Origin of the sequence: Neoroseomonas rubea (assembly GCF_016106015.1) — a bacterium.
Taxonomy (GTDB): Bacteria; Pseudomonadota; Alphaproteobacteria; order Acetobacterales; family Acetobacteraceae; genus Neoroseomonas; species Neoroseomonas rubea.
This window is the reverse complement of record NZ_JACADQ010000048.1, coordinates 1-19,231: the sequence shown is the minus strand read 5'-3', so window position 1 is coordinate 19,231 and position 19,231 is coordinate 1. Positions and strand designations below refer to the sequence as shown.

Below are 19,231 nucleotides of genomic sequence, written 5' to 3'. Positions count from 1 at the left end.
CAAGTGCGACTGGGGTCCAGACCTGTGCTCTTCCGATCTCGCCGCAGCCGCCGGCGCCCCAGGTGGCGCAGGCCGCGCCGCCGCAGCGCGCGAGCATGCTCGTCGCCGCGCGCGCCGTTCAGGCGGGCACGCTGCTGAAGCCCGAGGACATCGCCGCGCGCGAGGTCCTGCTTGCCGACCTGCCGCATGATTCCCTGCGCGACACGCAGGATGCCCGCATCGACATGATCGGCGCGATGGTCCGCCGCACGCTGGCGCCGGGCGATCCGCTGCGCCTTGAAGGCGTGCTGCGCCCCGGGGAGAACGGCTTCCTTGCGGCCGTCCTCGCCCCCGGGATGCGCGCCGTCACGGTCGGCGTCGATGCGGTTACGGGTACCGCGGGCCTGATCTGGCCGGGCGACCGCGTTGACCTGATCCTGACGCAGGCCTTCGAGGAGAACGAGACGGCGCCCGCACGCCGCGTCGCCGGCGAGGCCGTGCTGCACGCCGCGCGCGTCATCGCCGTCGACCGCCACCTGGTGCAGGGCATGCAGCCCGGCGCGGTCGGCGATTCCCTTCGCGAGAGCAATCGTACCGTGACGCTCGAGGTGACCGCCGAGCAGGCGACCCGCGTCGCGGTGGCGGGTCGGCTTGGCAGCCTCTCCCTCGCCTTGAGGGCGGCCGGCACGCCGATCGAGGAACGCGTCGTCCAGCGCCCGGTCTGGGGCGGCGACGTCAGCGGCGCCTTCTCGCCGGCCGGCAGCGGACCATCCGCGGCGGCGGCAAGCGGGGCGACGGTCCGAGTCTTCGGGGGCCCAGGACGGGTCGAGGAGATACGCTTCCGATGAGGAGAAGCCTTCACCGCCGCGCGGCCTCCCGCGCGGCCTTCGCCGTGTCGCTGCTGATGGCGGCGCCGGCGATCGCACAGCCGGCCACGCCGGCGCCAGCGCCCGATTCCCTGCCCATGGTGCAATCGCCGCCGGGGCTGCGGATCGAGCGCATGGCGCTCGAGGCCGGCACCGGGCGAATCGTCGTGCTCGCCGCGCCGGCGGCAAGCCTGTTCGCCGCCGATCCGCGCATCGCCGAGATGCGTCCGGCAAGCCCGACCAGCGTCTTCGTCTTCGGCGTCGCGCCGGGCCGCACGACCCTCGCGGCAATGGATTCGGCCGGCGCCCCGCTCGTGCAGTGGGAAGTGACGGTGCGGCCATCCGCCTTCCTGATGTCGGACCTTCAGTCCGCGCTGCGCCGCGCCTTCCCTGGCAATCGCAGCCTGCGCGTCGAGGCCGGGCCCGGCGGCATCGTCGTCTCCGGCCAGGTGACGGCGCCCGCCGATGCCGAGCGCGCGCAGACCCTGCTGCGCTCGCGGCTCGAGAACGAGCGCATCCCGATCGACAACCGCATCTCGGTCACCGGCGTCACGCAGGTGAACCTGCGCGTGCGCGTGGCCGAAGTGTCGCGGGAGGTGACGCGGCAACTCGGCGTGAACTGGCAGGCACTCGGCTCGATCGGGCGTATCGGTACGCTCGCCGGCGGGCCGGCGGGCCTCGCCTTCGAGACCTTCAACTTCGCCTTCGACCGCACCGCGCCGTCCGACCGGATCGGCCTCGGCTTCCGCACCGGCGCGGCGGAACTGCGCGACATCAACGCTGTCATCGACGCGCTCGCGCAGGACCGGCTCGTCAACATCCTGGCGGAGCCGAACCTGACGGCGACCTCGGGCGAGACGGCCTCCTTCCTCGCGGGCGGTGAATTCCCGATCCCGGTCAGCCAGCGGGAGAACCAGGTCACCATCGAGTTCAAGCAGTTCGGCGTGGGCCTCGCCTTCGTGCCGACCGTGATGTCCGATGGGCGCATCTCCTTCCGCATCCGCTCGGAGGTCAGCGAGCTGTCCGAGCAGGGCGCGGTGCGCCTGCTGTCGGGCAACAACAACGCCATCACCGTTCCGGCCCTGACCGTCCGCCGCGCCGAGACGACCGTCGAGCTCGGATCGGGCCAGGCCTTCGCCATTGCCGGGCTGCTGCAGGATTCCTCCCGCCAGACCGGCCGCGCGCTGCCGCTGGTGGGGGAGGTTCCGATCCTCGGCGCGCTGTTCCGTTCCGACCGCTTCCAGCGCAATGAGACCGAGCTCGTGATCATCATCACGCCGTACCTGGTGCGCCCTGCGGAAAGCGCCCGCGTGCTCTCGGCGCCGACTGACGGCTTCGTGCCGCCGAACGATGTCGAGCGGATCCTGTTGCTGCGGCAAAGCGGGCGCGGATCCGCGCCGCCGCCGCCGCGCGGCCAGTCGGCCCGCGCGCTGTCGGGCAACCCCGGCTTCGTTCTGGATTGAGGAGGGCGCGATGCGACGCATGGCGGTGACGCTCCTGATCCTCCTCGGCGGATGTTCGTCGATCGATCCCTATACGCGGGAGGGCGTCTGGCGCCCGATGGGGTCGAACGAGGCGAACCTGCGCATCCATGTCGCCGATCCGACGATGCTCGACCGTGGCGTCGACGATCGGCGCGCGGATGGGCGGGTCATGGCCCAGGCGATCGACCGGTATCGCAACGACCGCGTGCGCCCCCTGCCGGCTTCGAGCGTCTCCCGCGTGCAGCCGACGGGGCAGGGCCCGATGCCGACCGCAGCCGGCGGGGGCGGCGATGGCGGGCGTTGACGGGCCCGATCGGCTCGCCACGGCGTCTCCCAAGGCGAGCACCCCGCTTGCGGACCGGGCGCCGCTCATTGCCTATGTGACCGACGCTGAATCGGATGCGGTGCTGCGCGAGACGCTGCTCGCCGAACTCGGCGAAGGGGCCGAGGTCCGGCGCGGCGACATCGTCGCGGCGACCAAGTCGCTCAAGCGTTCGGGCACGCCGCTGGCACTCGTCGTCGATGTCAGCGGCGTCGACCAGCCGCTGACCGCGCTCGAAGAACTCGCCATGGTGGTCGAGCCCGACGTCCGGGTGCTGGTGGTGGGCGAGCGTCAGGACGCGGCCTTCTACCGCCAGCTCACGCGCGGCCTCGGCGTGCTCGAATACCTGTTCAAGCCGCTGACGCAGGAAATGGTGGCGCGCCACCTGCTGCCCTATCTGCGCCACGGCAGCGGCCCGCGCGACGTGCACCTTCGCGGCGGGCGCGTCATCACGGTGACCGGCGTACGCGGGGGGGTCGGCGCCACGACGCTTGCCGCCAACCTGGCGTGGCACCTGGGCGAGCAGGCGCGGCGCCATACCGCGCTGTTCGATGCTGATCTCCAGAGCGGCGCGGCGGCGCTGCTGCTCGGTGCGCGGACGACAAGCGGCCTGCGGGCGGCGCTCGAGCATCCGGAGCGCGTCGACGAGCTCTTCGTGGAACGCACCGCGCAACCGGCGGGCGAGCGCCTGCACGTTCTCGCGGCCGAGGAGAAGCCCTTCGAGCCCGTGCAGGCCAAGGCCGGGGCGGCGGCGCGCCTGCTGGCGATGCTGCGCCGGCGCTACAACTTCGTCGTGGTCGACCTGCCGGCGCGTAGCGCGGGCTTCGGCAGGGAAGTGCTCGAGATGGCGCATCAGCGCGTCCTGGTCACGGATGCGAGCCTCGCCGGCGCGCGGGAGATGCTGCGCTTCGCCGCCATCCCCAATGCGCCCACCCAGTCGCGCCGCGCGGTGACCGTGCTGAACAGCGCCGGCCAGCCCGGGATGCTGAGCGAAGCCCAGGTGAAGGAAGCGCTCGGGGAGGCGCCGGATCTCGTGGTGCCCTGGCTTCCGAAGCTCGTGCCCGGCGCGGCCGATCTCGGGGAACCGGCGGCGTCGGGGCGCGGCCCCTTCCGGAAGGCGATTCTCTCGCTGGTGCAGGAAGTCGCGTCGATCCGGGCCGAAGGCGAGGATGAGGTCCGCAAGGGCCTCTTCGCGCGATGGTTCCGCTAGACATTCCCGCCCCGTCCTTCGGGCGCCTCGTCCGCGACCATCAGGTCGCACCCGCGACCCAGGCGACGGAGACGGTGCCGGAAGCGCTCGCCGCCGCGCCGCCGATGCAGTCCGTGGCGGCACTGCCGCCGCAGCAGCGTCAGAAGGCGGAACTCCGCGCGCTCTGCCTTGCGCGCATCGACCCGGCCTCGGTCGCCGCCCTGCCGCAGGAGGCGCTGTTCGCCGAGGTCGAGCGCATGATCGCCGAGATCGCCGACCAGCAGCGCATCGGCCTCTCGGCGCGGGAGCAGCGTGAGGTCGCGGCCGAGCTCGTCGACGACATGCTCGGCCTGGGCCCGCTCGCGCCGCTGCTCGAGGACGAGACCGTCACCGACATCATGGTGAACGGCCCCTTCCGCGTCTTCATCGAGCAGTCGGGCAAGCTCACCCTGTCAGGGGTGCGCTTCCGCGACGGCGTCCACCTGGCCGGCATCGCGCAGCGGATCGCGGCCCAGATCGGCCGGCGCATCGACGAGTCGAGTCCGATGGTCGATGCGCGCCTGCCGGACGGCAGCCGCGTGAACATCATCTTCCCGCCGCTTTCGCTGCTCGGGCCGTGCCTGTCGATCCGAAAGTTCGCCAAGCGGAAGATCGACTTCCAGCAGATGGTGACGAACGGGTCGATCACGCCGCAGATGGCGCGCATCCTCGAGATCGCGTCGCGCGCGCGCCTCAACATCATCATCTCGGGCGGCACGGGCTCGGGCAAGACGACGATGCTCAACGCCCTGTCGCGGCTGATCGACCCGACCGAGCGGATCGTCACCTGCGAGGACGCGGCGGAGCTCCAGCTGCAGCAGCCGCACGTCATTCCGCTTGAGACCCGCCCGCCCAACCTCGAGGGGCGCGGGGAGGTGACGCAGCGGGACCTCGTGAAGAACGCGCTCCGCATGCGGCCCGATCGCATCATCCTCGGCGAGTGCCGCGGCCCCGAGGCCTTCGACATGCTGCAGGCCATGAACACCGGCCATGACGGCTCGATGTCGACGATCCACGCCAACACCACGCGCGACGCCGTCACTCGAATCGAGAACATGGTGCTGATGGGCCAGACGAGCCTGCCCGCGCGCGCCATCCGCCAGCAGATCGTCTCCGCAGTCGACATCATCCTGCAGATCGAGCGCATGCGCGACGGCGTCCGCCGCTGCACGCAGATCACCGAGGTGGTCGGGCTGGAAGGGGAGGTCGTCGTCCTCAACGACATCTTCCAGTGGGAATACGAAGGCGAGGACCCGGGCGGAAGGCTGCGTGGGCGCTACAAGGTCAGCCGCGCCCGTCCCGGCTTCGCCCCGCGGCTCGCCTATTACGGGCTTGAGCGCAGCTGGTTCGCCGCGCTCGAGGAGGATGAGCCATGAGCGGCTTCACGGCCCTCCTGCTCGCGCTCCTCCTGGGTATCGGCGCCGCGCTGGTCGGCCTGCGCAGCACGGGCAACCGCGGGCGCGGGCGCAGGCTTGCCGAACGTTTCGCCGCGCATTCGCTGCCGCATGCGCGCGTGCGGATGGGCAGCCGCGTCGCGCAGCGTGCCCCGAAGGCGACCTGGGTCAGGATGCCGGAGCCGCTTGAACGCTACCTCTCGCGCGGCTTCGGCTGGGATCCGGAGCGGCTGGACCAGTATCCGCTGACGCCGCCGGCGGTCGTCCTGCTCGCCGCGCTGCCCGCGTCGATCGCCGGCTTCTACGCGGTGTCCCTGTTCGGGCCGTTTGGCTGGGTGGCGACGATCCTCGGCTGGATCGGGATCGCGCGCTGGGTCTTCGCCGCGGCGCATCGCAAGCGGGCGGAGGCGCTCTATCGCCAGTTGCCGGACGCGCTGGCGATGGTGGTGCGCGCGGTGCGGGCCGGCATTCCGGTCGTCGAGGCGCTGCGCACGGTCGGCCGGGAGCTGCCGGACCCGACCGGGGCCGAGTTCCGCATGCTGTCGGACCAGCTCGCGATCGGCATCCCGATGGACGAGGTGCTTCGGCGCCTCGCCCGGCGTTCCGGCCTACCGGAGTACCGCTTCTTTGCCGTGGCGCTCGCGCTACAGAACAGCGCCGGCGGCAATCTGACGGAAACCCTCGACAATCTTGCCGACGTGGTGCGCAAGCGCGTCGCGACGCGGCAGCGGGGCCATGCGCTGGCCAGCCAGGCGCGGGCCAGCGCCTATGTCCTCTCGGCCGTGCCGGTCTTCGCCGCCTCGGCGCTGCTGCTGATCAACCCACGCTACATCCTGACGCTGTTCAGCGACCCTCGCGGGAACATCGTGCTGGCCTGTGCCATCGGCTCGCTGGCGCTCGGCCTGACCACGATGAAGGCCATCATCCGACGGAGCCTGTCGTGAACCGCGCGCTGCTCTTCCAGATCGCGCTCGGCATCTGCGTGGTGACGTTCGCGAGCGTGCTGGCCCTGCTCCCGCGCCTGCGGCGGGCCGAGAAGATGCAGGCGCGGCTGGCCCTGCTGCGGGGCATGGCGCCGGCATCGCGGCGCCTGGCCGCGCCACTGGCGCAGCGCATCGCCTTCGCGGTCGGGCAGGCGATCCTCGGCTGCGGGATCGTGAAGGGGGAGACGCGGGCAGAACTCCAGCGCACCGTCACCACCGCCGGCTTCCGCGGCCCGCGGGCGGTTGCGGTGTTCATCGGCGCCAAGGTCCTCCTGATGGGCGGGTTGCCGCTGGTGACGCTGCTGGTCTCGGGCGGCCTTTCGCCCATGCTGCGCAACTTCCTCGTCGCCGGCGCGGCGATCGCCGGCCTCGTCCTGCCCGACATGGTCCTGCGGAAGATGCGCGACGCGAATGCGCGCCAGGTCGAACGCGGCCTCGCCGATGCGCTGGACCTGATGGTGATCTGCGCCGAGGCCGGCCTGCCGCTCGAGGCGGCGATCGAGCGTGTCGCGAACGAGATGATCGAGGCGAACCGCGCGCTCGCCAGCGAATTCGCCAATGTCAGCACCGATCTGCGCATCCTGTCCGATCGCCGCGAGGCGCTGCAGAAGATGGGCGAGCGGACCGGGCTCGAATCCCTGCGCCGCCTTGGCGGCACCCTCGCGCAGACGCTGCAGTACGGCACGCCGCTGTCGCAGGCGCTGCGCACGCTGTCGACGGAACTCCGGCACGAGACGCTGATGCGGTTCGAGGCGCGTGCGGCGCGGCTTCCCGCGCTGCTCACGCTGCCCACCATCGCGTTCATCCTGCCCTGCATCTTCCTGATCGTCGGGGGACCCGCCGTGCTGCGGGTGCTCGACATCGCCGCGCGTCCCTGAGCCGAAGGAGTTGGCCATGCGCAAGATCCTGATCCCCGTCCTCCTTGCCGGAAGCCTCGCCGCCTGTGGATCGGGCGTCGGCGGCGAGTCCGACCAGCGCCTGCGCATGGCGAGCGCGGCGCTCGCCTCGGGCAATACCGGGGCCGCGGTCGGCCTGACCGGGAGCATCGCGCAGGACAACCCGCGCGACGCGACGGCGCAGCTTCGGCATGCGGAGATGCTCGCCGGCAGCGGTCGCTGGCCTGAGGCGGTGGACGCCTATCGCCGCGCGATCGGCGCGGACGGGTCCTCCGCGCCGGCGCGTCTCGGGCTAGGGCGCGCCTTGCTGCGCGGTGGCGACGTCGCGGCGGCCGAGGCGGCCTTCCGGGAGGCGGTCACGGCGCTGCCGCGGGAGCCCGGCGCGCAGAGCGGCCTTGGCGTCACGCTGGACATGCAGGGCCGGCATGACGAGGCGCAGGCCGCCTATCGCGCCGCCCTGGCGCTGAATCCGGCGCATTCCGGCGCGCGGACGAACCTGGCGCTCAGCCTGACCTTGTCCGGCCGCAGCGAGGAGGCGGTCCAGACGCTTGAATCCGTGGCGCGCGCGCCGCAGGCGACGCCGCGCCAGCGACACAATCTTGCGCTGGCCTATACGGCGGCGGGCGATGCGCCGCGGGCGGCGGAACTGCTCGCACCGGAACTCGGGGAAGGGAGCCGCGACGCCGTCAGTGCCTGGCGCGCCGCGTTGCAGGGTTCATGATCCGGCGGGGACGGCGCGGGACCGTCCTGCTGGAATTCGCCCTGACGGGGCCGCTTCTCTTCGCCCTGACGATGACGGTCATGGAAGGGGCGTGGCAGGCGCTGACCTCCTCCACGCTGGACATCGGCGCGCGGGAGGCAAGCCGCTTCGGCGCGACCGGCTCGGCCATGCCGTCCTGGCTGCCGCCGCCCGCGCCGACATCGCGGGAGGAGGCGATCCGCCGGATCGTCCTGCACTACGGGCCCTATGTGATCGACCAGAACCGGCTCACGGTGCGCGTCACCGCCTATGCGGGGCCCTCGGCGCTGGCGCAGCCTGCGCCGGGCACGGCGGGCGCGGGCGCGGCGGGCGAGACGGTGCTGTACGAGGTCTCCTACGACCAGCCCTTCCTGACGCCCTTTCCGACGATGCTGCTTGGCCGCTCCGCCATCGAGCATCGGACGCGGATGATCGTGCGCAATGAACCCTTCCCGTCATCCTAGGCGGCGCCGCGGCTCGGTCGCGGTCGAGTTCACGCTCGTCGCGCCGGTGCTGGCGATGCTCGGCCTTGCCCTGCTCGACGTGGTCGATTTCCTGCGCATCGCGCTCCGTCTCGAACGGACGGCGGGGGAGGTCGCGAATGTCGTCGCGCAATACGAAGGGCTGCGCGAGTCCGAGTTCGCGACACTCTTCGACTTCGCCGGACGCATCGCCGCGCCCTATCGCATCACCGACACCGATGGCGCCGTGGTGCTGTCCGGGCTGGCGAATTCGGGCAACGGGCCGGTCGTGCTGTGGCAGCGGCGCATGGGCTCGCCCGGCTATGCGAGCGCCTTCGGCCTCGAAGGCGGGCCCGCGACCATCCCCGCGCGCTCGGCGGACCTCGTCATCGCGAGCGGGCAGGGCGCGGTCGTCGCCGAGGTGTTCTATTCGCGGGAGCCCTGGATCCTCTCGGGCGGCTTCCTGACGACGGCAAGCTTCAGCCGGCTGCAATCCTTCGCGTTGCAGCGGCCGCGCATGGTTTCGATCCTGAGGATCACCGGGCCATGAGGGGATGGCTGCGCGCGTTGCGGGACCAGCGCGGGGCGGTGGCGATGCTCGCCGGCCTGTCGGCGCTGCCGCTGCTGCTGATGACGGGGGCCGCGATCGACCTGACGCGGCTCTACCTGCTGCATTCGCGCCTGGTCACGGCGACCGACGCGGCTGCGCTGGCGGGGGCGCGCGCGATCAACGACGCCGACCGCGACACGCAGATCCAGCGGTGGTTCTGGGCCAACTTCACCCGCGAGAGCCCAGGTCGCAGCACCGGCTTCCTGGGGGCGGAGGTGACGTCCTTCACGGTCGCCGTCGAGGACGACAACAAGGTGGTGCGCGTGCGGGTCCAGGCATCTCTGCCGACGACGGTGCTCCGCCTGTTCGGTCGCGAGGTGCTGTCCGCGACCGCCGACAATGCCGCGCGGCGACAGGATCGCGGCATGGAACTCGCGCTCGTGCTCGACGTGACGGGCTCGATGGCCGGCTCGGCGATGACTGCGCTGCGAGATTCCGCGACCGACCTGATCAACATCCTCTACGGTCCGAACGAGACGATCCCGAATCTGTGGGTCTCGGTCGTGCCCTACACGGCGACGGTGAACATCGGCCGTTCGCGCAGCAACTGGCTGGTTGCCGGCAGCCTCGTCCCGAGCGACTACAACAACACGGTCTGGCGCGGCTGCGTGCAGGCGCGCCACCAGAACGGGGAGGACGAGACCGACACGCCGCCCACCATTGCGCCCTATCGCCCCCATTTCTGGCGTTCGACCGTCGGGCGATACAGCCCGAACCTCGGCGACAACGAGTGGACCAGCACCACGATCACCGAGCCAAACCCGGAGAACCCGCCGACGGACGCGGCGCAGAACAGCCTCGGCAACAATGCGCGCGGGCCGAACCTGGGCTGCGGGCGCGCCATCCTGCCGCTGACACAGTCGCGCACCACGGTCCTCAACGAGATCTCCAACCTCCGCGCGACGCATCGCGGCGGCACCATGGCCAATCTCGGCCTGCAGATGGGTTGGGCGAACCTCTCGCCGCGCTGGCGCGGGTTGTGGGGCAGCGCGACCCTGCCGCTCGACTACGGCACCCCCTACATGGACAAGGTGCTGGTCCTGATGACCGACGGCAGCAACGAATGGTACGACTGGCCGGAAGGCGCGCCGGGGTCCTGCCGCACCAGCGGCAGCAGCCCGCCCTGCCGCACAGGCTACGTGAATGACGGCGACGCGGACGTCACCGCCTATGGCCGCTTGCGCGAGAACCGGCTGGGTCTCGCGACCATCAACAATGCGAATGCCCGTGCCGAGATCGATGCGCGCATGTCGCGGCTTTGCGGGCGCATCAAGCAGTCGGGGATCATCGTCTACACCATCACCTTCAACGTCTCCTCGAGCTCGACCCAGACGCTGTACCGCAACTGCGCCTCGCGCCCGGAGTACTACTTCAACAGCCCCGACACCGCGGCGCTGCGCTCCGCCTTCCGGGAGATCGCGGGGCAGCTCGCGAACCTGCGCCTGATCCAGTAGCCCTTGCCTTCGGCGGGCGGCGCGGTTACGGCGCGCCGGAACCGTCCGGGAGGCTCCCATGAACCGCAGGCTTCTTCTTTCCGCCGCCGCCGCAGGCATTGCCGCGCCCAGCGTCGCGCGCGCGCAGGAGTCCTGGCCGAACCGCCCCGTCACGCTGCTGGTGCCTTTCGCCGCCGGTGGGTCGAACGACGTCGTCGCGCGGCTCGTCGCGCCGGTGCTGGAAGCGCGCCTCGGCCAGCCCTTCGTGGTGGAGAACCGTCCGGGTGGCGGCGGCTCGCTCGGCATGGGGATGGTCGCGCGCGGGCGGCCGGACGGCTCGGTCTTCCTGATTTCCTCGGCGTCGAACCACGTCTTCCACCCGCTCGTGTCCGGGGAACTCGGCTACGACACGCGGGAGGCGCTGCCGGCCGTGGCCATGATGGTCGACGTGCCGAACGTGATCGCGGCGAACCCCGGCTTCGGCGTGAGCAATGTGCAGGAGATGATCGCCAAGGTGCGGGCGACGCGCGGGGGCGTGTCCTTCGCGTCCTCCGGCGTCGGCACCTCGAACCACCTGGCGGGGGAGCTGTTCCGCCTGCGCACGGGGCTCGAGCTGACGCATGTTCCCTATCGCGGCGGCGGGCCGGCGATTAACGACCTGATCTCGGGCACCGTACCGCTCGGCTTCATGAACCTGCCGACGGTCGCACCCCCGGCCTCCGACGGGCGGGTGCGCATCCTCGCCGTCTGCACGGCGGAACGCGTTTCCATCCGTCCGGATATCCCTACGGCGCAGGAACAGGGCGTGGCCGACTATGCGGTGCGCTCCTGGACCGGCTGCTTCGCGCCGCGCGGTACGCCGCAGCCGATCATCGAGCGCTTCGCCGCGGCCATGCGGGATGCGCTCGCCACGCCGCAGGTCTCGGGACGCCTGGTCGCGACCGGCAGCGAACCGCTGTGGATGTCGCCTGCGGACACCAATGCCTTCGTGCGCGCGGAATATGCGCGGTGGGAGCCGGTGGTGAAGGCGGCCGGGATCACCACGCAGGGCTGATCCCGCCACGTTGACGGGTTTCGCGACACGGTCCTAGCGTCGCGCGCTGCCAACACGGAGAGCGCGCGATGAGACTGCCAGGCCATGGGCGCTACGCCCACAGCGCCATTCCCCAGCGTCCGGTCTATGAGTGGCCGAACGGGACGCGGCTCGCGCTCGTCGTGTGCAACAACATCGAGGCCTTCGCCTTTCGCGCTGGCCTCGGGTCCGACAGCACCGGCGCGGCTGCGCCGCAGGGCCAGCGCAACTACGCCTGGCGCGACTACGGCAACCGCGTCGGGCTGTGGAACATGCTCGACATGCTGGACGAGCTCGAGATTCCCTGCGCGCACAACGTCAACGGCGCGGTGCTCGATGCCTGCCCGGAGATCGCCCCGGCGCTCAAGGCGCGCGGCGACGAGTTCGTGGGCCATGGCCGCACGAATGCCGAACGCCAGGACGGGATGTGGGAGGAGGATGAGCGGCGGCTGATCGCCGAAAGCCGCGACGCGATCATCCGCCATGCTGGCGTCGCGCCGCAGGGCTGGCTCGGCCCCTACATCGCGCAATCCGCCGTCACGCTCGACCTGCTGAAGGAGGAAGGCTTCTCCTACGTCATGGACTGGCCTGCGGACGACCAGCCCTTCTGGATGCGCACGCGCTCGGGGCCGATGCTCTCCGTGCCCTATTCCATCGAGCTGAACGACAGCCCGGCGCAGATCTTCCGACAGCACACCGGCCGCCAGTTCGCCGAGATGATCGTCGATCAGTTCGACGAGATGCTCGAGCAGTCCCGCAAGCGTCCGCTGGTCTGCTCGGTCGTGCTGCATCCCTTCATCGTCGGCCAGCCCTTCCGGCTGCGCGCGCTGCGGGACGCGCTGCGGCACATCCTATCGCACCGGGAACGGCTGTGGGTGACGCGGCCGGGCGAGCTGGCGCGCTACGCGGCCTCGCTGCCGAAGGGCATCGTGCCGGGCTCCGAGATGCTGCCGTGAGCGATGCACGCGACTTTCGCGGCTATGGCCGCACCCCGCCCGATCCGCGCTGGCCGGGGAGCGCGCATGTCGTCTGCAACTTCGTCATCAACTACGAGGAAGGCGGCGAATATGCCGTGCCGGATGGCGATGCGAACAGCGAGAACGCGCTGACCGAGGGCAGCACCGCGCCCTTCAAGGGCCGCGACCTTGCCGCTGAGTCCATGTTTCAGTACGGCAGCCGCGCGGGCTTCTGGCGGCTGCACCGCATCTTCACGAAGCGCGGCCTGCCCTGCACGGTTTTCGCCGTGGCGCGCGCGCTGGAACGCAACCCGGAGGCCTGCGCCGCGATGCGGGAGGCCGGCTGGGATGTCGCCGGCCACGGGCTGCGCTGGGAGATGCACAACGCCTTCGACGAGGCGACCGAGCGCCAGCGCATCGCGGACGCGACCGCGCTGATCACGCGCTGCATCGGCGAACGCCCGGCCGGCTGGTACACGCGCTATGCGCCCTCGCTCAACACGCGGCGCCTGCTGCTCGATGCCGGCTACGAATACGACAGCGACGCCTATGACGACGAGATTCCCTACTGGGTGAAGGTGGACGGGCGCGACGCGCTGGTCGTGCCCTATTCGCTTGTCCACAACGACGTCCGCTTCCCGCGGATGGCGATGACCTCGGGCACCGAATACTTCGACTACATGCGCGACGCGATCGAATGCGTGCTGCGGGAAGACCCGCCGCGCATGCTGTCCTTCGGGCTGCACAACCGCATCATCGCGCATCCGGGGCGTGCGATGGGGCTGGCGCGGCTGCTCGACTGGATCGGCAACCATCCGCGCGTCGCGGTGATGCGCCGCGTCGACATCGCGCGCCATTGGCGCCAGGAGCATCCGCCCGCATGACCCGTGACCTTCCGGCCTGGCGTTCGCTGCTCTACGTGCCGGCGAGCGCGGAGAAGTTCGTCGCGAAGGCGCATGAGCGCGGCGCGGATGCGATCATCCTCGACCTCGAAGACGGCGTCGCGCCGGATGCGAAGGATGCGGCGCGGGCGGGGCTGCCGGCTTCGGTCGCGAGCGTGCGGCGCAACGGCGCCGACGTGCTGGTGCGCATCAACCGCCCGCTGCGTATGGCGGTGCGGGACATCGCGACGGCCGTCGCGGCCGGCGCGGATGCGCTGATCTGCACCAAGATGATGGGGGCCGATCATGTGCGGCTGCTGTCGGAGCTGACCGCCGAATCCGAGGCCGAGGCGGGGCGCGTGATCGGCGCCGTTCGCTTCGTCGTGCTAGTCGAGGATGCCGCGGCGCTGGCGCATGTGCAGGCGATCGCGTCCGCCGATCCGCGCGTGGTCGCACTGGGCATCGGCGGGGAGGATCTGGCGACCGACCTCGGCGCGGACCCCACGCCCGATGCGCTCGACCTGCCCAAGCGGATGGGGTTGGTCGCGGCGCGCGCGGCGGGCGTGCTGCCGCTCGGCTTCATCGGCACGGTTGCGGGGCTGAAGGACCTCGACGGCTATCGCGCGATGCTGCGGCGGTCGCGCGCCATCGGCTTCGCGTGTGCGTCGTGTGTCCATCCCTCCCAGGTCGCGATCATCAACGAGGAATACGGCGCGCGGCCGGAGGAGGTGGCGCGCGCGCAGCGGCTGGTCGCGGCCTTCGAGGCGGCGCTGGCGGAAGGAAAGGGCGCCGTCGCCTTCGAAGGGGAGATGATCGACAAGCCGATCGTGGAGCGGGCGCGGCGGTTGATTGCGCGCGCGGGCGGCTAGACGACGGCGGTCATCCCGCCATCGACGAAGATCAGCTGCCCATGCACGAAGTTCGACGCCGGCGCCGCGAGGAAGACCGTCGCCCCGACCAGTTCCTCCACCCGCCCCCAGCGCCCGGCCGGCACGCGCTTGCACAGCCAGTCCGTGAACGCCGCGTCCTGCACCAGCGCGCTCGTCAGCTCGGTATCGTAGTAGCCCGGCGCCAGCCCGTTCACGTTCACCCCGTGCTTCGCCCATTCGGCGCACAGCGTACGCGTCAGCATCCGCAGCGCGCCCTTGCTCGCCGCATAGGGCGCGATGGTCGGCCGCCCCAGTTCGCTCTGCACCGAACACACGGTGATGATCTTGCCACGGCCGCGCGCCACCATCCGCTTGCCCGCCGCCTGGCAGCAGTACCAGACGCCATCGAGGTTCACGTCCATCACGCGCCGCCAGGTCTCGGGCGGCATTTCGGTCGATGGGGCGCGCAGGTTGATGCCGGCATTTGCCACCAGGATGTGCAGCGGGCCGTGCGCGGCTTCGATCGCGGCGACGCCGGCCTCGACCGCCGCATGGTCCGTCACGTCGAAGGATGCGACCACCGAACCCGGCACATGCGCGCGCGCGGCTTCCAGCTTCGCGCCGTCGCGGCCGTTGAGCACCACCTTGGCGCCCGCCTCGGCCAGGCCCTTGGCGAGCGCGAGCCCGATCCCCTGGCTCGATCCGGTCACCAGGGCAAGCTTCCCGCTCAGGTCGAACAGCGCGCGCGACATCGGCGTTTCCCCGTGCAATCTTCGGCGTGAGGCTAGGGGGAGGAAGCACGCATGGACAAGCCGGGACTGCTGGTGGTGGGCGTGCTGCCCGATTGGGACCTCTCGGCGCTGGCCGAGCGCTTCACCCTGCACCTGATGTACGAGGCGCCTGACCGCGCCACCTTCCTCGCCCAGCATGGCCCCGCCATTCGCGCCATCGCGACCAAGGGCGAACTCGGCGCCGATGCCGCCATGATGGATGCCTGCCCAAACGCAAAGATCATCGCCTGCTACGGCGTAGGCGTGGACGCAATCGACCTGCCCGCAGCCCGCGCGCGCGGCGTCGCCGTGACCAACACGCCGGACGTGCTGACCGAGGAAGTGGCCGACATGGCCTTCGCCCTGCTGCTCGCGACCGCGCGCGGCATCCCCGAGGGCGATGCCTATGTGCGGACGGGGACCTGGGCGAAGCAGGGGCCGATGCGCCTTGCGACGCGCGTCTGGGGCAAGCGGATCGGCATCGTGGGCCTTGGGCGGATCGGGCGAGCGATCGCCCGGCGAGCGGAAGGCTTCGGCATGGCCATCGCCTATTCCGGCCGCACGAAAAAGGACGTGCCCTATGCCTTCCACCCGTCGCCCGCGGCGATGGCGCCGCATGTGGACATCCTCGTCGTCTCCGCCGCGGGCGGCGCGGCGACGGCGGGGCTGGTGGACCGTGCGGCGATCGAGGCGCTGAACCCCGGCGCCATCTTCGTCAACGTCTCCCGCGGGTCGGTGGTGGACGAGGATGCGCTGGTCGCCGCGCTGAAATCCGGGCGCATCGCCGCGGCCGGCCTCGACGTGTTCCGCAACGAGCCCGCCATCGACCCGGTCTTCGCGACCTTCCCCAATGTCGTGCTCTCCCCGCACCAGGCCTCGGGCACGCTCGAGACGCGCAAGGACATGGGCGCGCTGATGCTGCGGAACCTGGAAGCGCATTTCGACGGCACGCCGCTGCCGACGCCCGTGCCATGAGCCGCGCCGTCGTCATCCACGCGGCGCACGACCTGCGCATTGAGCCGCGCGACATCCAGGCCCCCGACCCCGGCCAGGTACGCGTGCGCATCCGCGCCGGTGGGATCTGCGGGTCCGACCTGCACTATTTCCAGCATGGCGGCTTCGGCGCGATCCGCGTGAAGCACCCGATGGTGCTCGGGCATGAGGTGGCGGGCGAGATCGAGTCGCTGGGCGCCGGCGTCAGCGGCCTTGTGGTCGGGCAGGCGGTGGCGGTGAACCCCTCGCTGCCCTGCGGCCGCTGCCGCTTCTGCCTGGAGGGCGCGCAGCAGCATTGCCTCGACATGCGCTTCTACGGCAGCGCGATGCGCGATCCTCATGTCGATGGCGGCTTCCGGGAGGCGCTGGTCTGCGAGGCAACGCAGGCCGTCCCGCTGCCCGCGGGCCTGGACACCACCACCGCCGCCTTCGCCGAGCCGCTCGCCGTCTGCCTGCATGCCGCGCGGCAGGCAGGGCCCTTGCTCGGCCGGCGCGTGCTGGTGACGGGCTGCGGGCCGATCGGCGCGCTTGCCATCGCCGCGGCGCGGATAGGCGGGGCGCGGGAGATCGTGGCGACCGACCTGACCGACGCGCCGAAATCGGTCGCGCTGCGCATGGGCGCGGACCGATTCCATGCCGATGCGGATGCGCTCGCGGCCTATGCGCCGGACAAGGGCTTCTTCGATGTCGCGATGGAAGCCTCGGGCAGCCCGCGCGCGCTGCTCGGCATCCTGCCCGTGCTGCGCCCGGGCGGGACCATCGTGCAGATCGGCATCGGCGGGGATGCGCCCATCCCGATGTCGGTGCTGGCGGCGAAGGAGATAACCTGGCGCGGCACCTTCCGCTTCCACGCGGAATTCGCGATGGCGGTGGAAGCGCTCGCGGGGCGTCGCATCGATGTCGCGCCGCTGCTCACCGAACGCTTTCCGATCGACCGTGCGGTCGAGGCGTTTGAACTCGCGGCCGACCGTTCGCGCGCGATGAAGGTGCAGATCGCGTTCTGAGGCGGGGAGGGCTCCGCCCTCCCCGGACCCCCCCTTTGCCGAACACATGAGCGCGTGCAGATCCTGGACGCGCTTAGTCTCGGCGGGGTGGTCGCCGATCGGCACGCTCGCAGCCTTGAGCATGCCGGGGAGTGCGCAGACCAACTCCAATCCCGGGGGGGCGCCCCCCCTCCGGCGGCGTCGACACGATTACCTTGTCGATCAACGCCTGTGCGGCCTCAAGAGCTTCGGTGCCGCCACCACGCGCAAAGGCCGTCCGGATCCCGACGACGGTGTCGCGGTAAACCTGCGCCAGGTTGGGGTGCAGCCGTCACCAAGGTCGCAAGACTACTCCAGGACCTCATCTGCGCGCGCCAAAACCAACACCGGCAGACCCAGCCCGAGCGCCCTTGCCGCCCGGAGATTTGCAACCAGCTCAAAGCGCTCCGCCTGTTCCATCGGAATGGTGCCTGGCGCTTCGCCCCGAAGGATGCGCTGGACGTAGCCTGCAACGCGCCTGCGGAGCTCGCCATCGAGCGGCCCCAGACTCAGCACGCAGCCAGCCGAAGCCATCGAACGCAGCTCGCACACGGTAGGCAGGCCCGACCGCTCCGCATGCCGCGCCAGGGCGGCTGCCTCGGAGTGAAAGCCCGGGGAGGCGCTGATCAGCAACGCGTGTGCGCGAAGTTCGACGAGGCGGGTAAAGGCGCGCGCGAAGCTTTCCGGCCCTTCGGCGCGCACCGTGACAAGCTCAGTCCCGAGCCGGCGTGCCGCCGCTGTCAGCCGTGCGACGCGGTCGGCGGGATAGCTGCTGCCGGCGAGCAGGCCGATCCGCGTCGCTGTGGGAAAGGCTTCGAGCGCCAGCTCCACCCGCTTCACGTCCAGTTCCTCGGCCAGCATGACGATGCCGGTGACGCTGCCCCCCGGCCGCGCGAGACTTGACGCCAGTCCATCGGCAACTGGATCGCTGCCGGCGAAGCTCATGACGATGGGGACGGTCGCATTGACCGCACGGATCGCGTGCGCGACCGGATTGGAGACGGCGACGATGACATCCGGCTGCAGCGCAACCAGCGCCGCCGCCAGGACCGGAATACGCTGCAGGTCGCCGTCCGAGCTGCGGCCGATGATCTCCAGATTGCGGCCCTCGACATACCCAGCCTTGCCGAGCTCCGTGATGAGGGTCGCCCGGTTCAGGTCCACCGTCAGCTGGCCGGGCGAAAGGATGCCGATCCGCACGCGCCGGCGCTGCGCGTGCGCGAGCCCAGGAAGCGCGAGGGTCGCCAGCACGCCGCGTCGCAAGATCATTCATCGCCTCCTCGCAGACTGCCGCCCCGCTACTGCGAAGGGGCTCTCCGCCACACCGTATGGAGGGTCATCCCGCTTGGCGTCCTCGGGTTGCTGAACTGGAGCTCGGTTGCGGTCAAGGTCGTGACGATACGCCTCTGTGCGGGCCCACCCTGCAGGTTCGCGTAGGTGCTGCCCTCGAGCGTCATCGAGATCGACCGGCCGGCCTCGTCGACGGCATAGGTGCCGTAGTAGGCGATGGAGTCTCGAACGACCGTCATGGCTTCCTCCGGGGTCGCCCGGGTTCGGTCATTCGCTGCCAGGCGGGGGAGTTCAGCGCGCGACTGGAAAAGGCTGAAGTGGCCATCGCTGGAGAACATGATTATGCCCCTGGGACTGGGGCCAAATGGCTCGCCCTGCGTACCGTCCGCCTGCTGGCTCTGCACCGAAACCAGGATCCACGTGCCGAGAATGCGGGAACCGACCGGCGCCGTATCCGCCATGGCGGGCCTGCTCTGCAGGGCCAGCAATGCCAGGAATATCGCCGCATGAAGACATGAACGTGTTCGGCGGAGCATTCGATTCTCCTTCGCGGAATCCGTGTCCGGGCTGCCGGGAGTGGCTCACCTTCTCGCCTAATCGTCGCGCCATGGCGGCCCACGCACCGTGCGAAATCGCACGCCGTCTGACCCTGCCCCGACGATGCCCCCTCATTGAGTCCCAGTCCGCGGAAGGGAGACGGATGGACCTGGCGGAATGCCCCGGGGTGTGCCGGCATGGCGGTTGCAAGCGAGCGGTCGCAAGCTAGCGGTCGGTGCGCGGGCGCAGATGGCGCTACCGCATCCGGTCAGCGCTTGTCGGACCCTAGATGCTCGCTAGTCACGGACGATTCAGGACTCGACCGGTGTTCGGAGAGGGGGGCTCCGGGACCCCTCCGGCCGAGGGCCGAAAGGCCCTCGGAACCCGTCACCGCGCCACCTGCGGAAGTGGGGCTCCAAGTGTTGGTTTCCAAAGGCCCTTCGGCC

The 19,231-nt window shown here is 70.8% G+C and carries 20 protein-coding genes; 17 read left to right on the top strand and 3 right to left on the bottom strand.

What is annotated here, in order from left to right:
* From cpaB to HW577_RS07745, 15 genes are all read left to right on the top strand, one after another.
* On the top strand, positions 1-827 hold an 827-nt coding region (gene cpaB / locus HW577_RS07815), incomplete at its 5' end, for a Flp pilus assembly protein CpaB (RefSeq protein WP_232474761.1).
* On the top strand, positions 824-2,308 hold the full coding sequence (locus HW577_RS07810) for a type II and III secretion system protein family protein (protein WP_198375578.1): 1,485 nt from the start codon (positions 824-826) through the stop codon (positions 2,306-2,308). The genes cpaB and HW577_RS07810, both read left to right, overlap by 4 nt.
* Positions 2,309-2,327: 19 nt before the next feature.
* Entirely contained in the window at positions 2,328-2,633 is a 306-nt protein-coding gene (locus HW577_RS07805; protein WP_198375577.1) for a hypothetical protein, read from the top strand.
* A complete protein-coding gene (locus HW577_RS07800) occupies positions 2,620-3,861 on the top strand; it encodes a CpaE/TadZ family protein (RefSeq protein ID WP_198375576.1) in 1,242 nt (413 codons plus the stop codon). Before HW577_RS07805 ends, HW577_RS07800 begins: the two co-directional genes overlap by 14 nt.
* The gene (locus HW577_RS07795) at positions 3,849-5,255 is read left to right on the top strand and encodes a TadA family conjugal transfer-associated ATPase (protein WP_408639523.1); all 1,407 of its coding nucleotides are present in this window, start codon (positions 3,849-3,851) and stop codon (positions 5,253-5,255) included. Before HW577_RS07800 ends, HW577_RS07795 begins: the two co-directional genes overlap by 13 nt.
* Entirely contained in the window at positions 5,252-6,217 is a 966-nt protein-coding gene (locus HW577_RS07790) for a type II secretion system F family protein (RefSeq protein ID WP_198375575.1), read from the top strand. Before HW577_RS07795 ends, HW577_RS07790 begins: the two co-directional genes overlap by 4 nt.
* A complete protein-coding gene (locus HW577_RS27040) occupies positions 6,214-7,134 on the top strand; it encodes a type II secretion system F family protein (RefSeq protein WP_198375574.1) in 921 nt (306 codons plus the stop codon). The genes HW577_RS07790 and HW577_RS27040 overlap by 4 nt, the downstream gene beginning before the upstream one ends.
* A 16-nt stretch (positions 7,135-7,150) precedes the next feature.
* Entirely contained in the window at positions 7,151-7,873 is a 723-nt protein-coding gene (locus HW577_RS07780) for a tetratricopeptide repeat protein (RefSeq protein ID WP_198375573.1), read from the top strand.
* On the top strand, positions 7,870-8,355 hold the full coding sequence (locus HW577_RS07775; RefSeq protein WP_198375572.1) for a TadE/TadG family type IV pilus assembly protein: 486 nt from the start codon (positions 7,870-7,872) through the stop codon (positions 8,353-8,355). Before HW577_RS07780 ends, HW577_RS07775 begins: the two co-directional genes overlap by 4 nt.
* Positions 8,333-8,902 (top strand): TadE/TadG family type IV pilus assembly protein, encoded by a 570-nt coding sequence (locus tag HW577_RS07770; protein ID WP_198375571.1) that lies wholly within the window; start codon positions 8,333-8,335, stop codon positions 8,900-8,902. The genes HW577_RS07775 and HW577_RS07770 overlap by 23 nt, the downstream gene beginning before the upstream one ends.
* A complete protein-coding gene (locus tag HW577_RS07765; RefSeq protein ID WP_198375570.1) occupies positions 8,899-10,416 on the top strand; it encodes a VWA domain-containing protein in 1,518 nt (505 codons plus the stop codon). The genes HW577_RS07770 and HW577_RS07765 overlap by 4 nt, the downstream gene beginning before the upstream one ends.
* 58 nt (positions 10,417-10,474) lie before the next feature.
* A complete protein-coding gene (locus HW577_RS07760) occupies positions 10,475-11,449 on the top strand; it encodes a Bug family tripartite tricarboxylate transporter substrate binding protein (RefSeq protein ID WP_198375569.1) in 975 nt (324 codons plus the stop codon).
* Positions 11,450-11,517: 68 nt separating this feature from the next.
* The gene (locus HW577_RS07755) at positions 11,518-12,423 is read left to right on the top strand and encodes a polysaccharide deacetylase family protein (protein ID WP_198375568.1); all 906 of its coding nucleotides are present in this window, start codon (positions 11,518-11,520) and stop codon (positions 12,421-12,423) included.
* Entirely contained in the window at positions 12,420-13,307 is an 888-nt protein-coding gene (locus tag HW577_RS07750) for a polysaccharide deacetylase family protein (RefSeq protein WP_198375567.1), read from the top strand. The genes HW577_RS07755 and HW577_RS07750 overlap by 4 nt, the downstream gene beginning before the upstream one ends.
* Positions 13,304-14,173, top strand: coding sequence for an HpcH/HpaI aldolase/citrate lyase family protein (locus HW577_RS07745; protein WP_198375566.1), 870 nt, complete (start codon positions 13,304-13,306; stop codon positions 14,171-14,173). Before HW577_RS07750 ends, HW577_RS07745 begins: the two co-directional genes overlap by 4 nt.
* On the opposite strand, the gene HW577_RS07740 is transcribed toward HW577_RS07745, so the two are convergent.
* Positions 14,170-14,925 (bottom strand): SDR family oxidoreductase, encoded by a 756-nt coding sequence (locus tag HW577_RS07740; RefSeq protein ID WP_198375565.1) that lies wholly within the window; start codon positions 14,923-14,925, stop codon positions 14,170-14,172. The genes HW577_RS07745 and HW577_RS07740 overlap by 4 nt on opposite strands.
* A gap of 51 nt (positions 14,926-14,976) precedes the next feature.
* On the opposite strand from HW577_RS07740, the gene HW577_RS07735 reads away from it, so the two are divergent.
* Together HW577_RS07735 and HW577_RS07730 are read left to right on the top strand one after the other, a co-directional pair.
* Positions 14,977-15,918, top strand: a complete 942-nt coding sequence (locus tag HW577_RS07735) for a 2-hydroxyacid dehydrogenase (protein ID WP_198375564.1) — start codon at positions 14,977-14,979, stop codon at positions 15,916-15,918.
* A complete protein-coding gene (locus HW577_RS07730; protein WP_198375563.1) occupies positions 15,915-16,940 on the top strand; it encodes an L-idonate 5-dehydrogenase in 1,026 nt (341 codons plus the stop codon). Before HW577_RS07735 ends, HW577_RS07730 begins: the two co-directional genes overlap by 4 nt.
* Positions 16,941-17,267: 327 nt before the next feature.
* On the opposite strand, the gene HW577_RS07725 is transcribed toward HW577_RS07730, so the two are convergent.
* Both HW577_RS07725 and HW577_RS07720 read right to left on the bottom strand, forming a co-directional pair.
* On the bottom strand, positions 17,268-18,227 hold the full coding sequence (locus tag HW577_RS07725) for an ABC transporter substrate-binding protein (protein WP_198375562.1): 960 nt from the start codon (positions 18,225-18,227) through the stop codon (positions 17,268-17,270).
* Between the two features lie 29 nt (positions 18,228-18,256).
* Positions 18,257-18,784, bottom strand: a complete 528-nt coding sequence (locus HW577_RS07720) for a lipocalin-like domain-containing protein (RefSeq protein WP_198375561.1) — start codon at positions 18,782-18,784, stop codon at positions 18,257-18,259.
* Between the last annotated feature and the right edge of the window lie 447 nt (positions 18,785-19,231).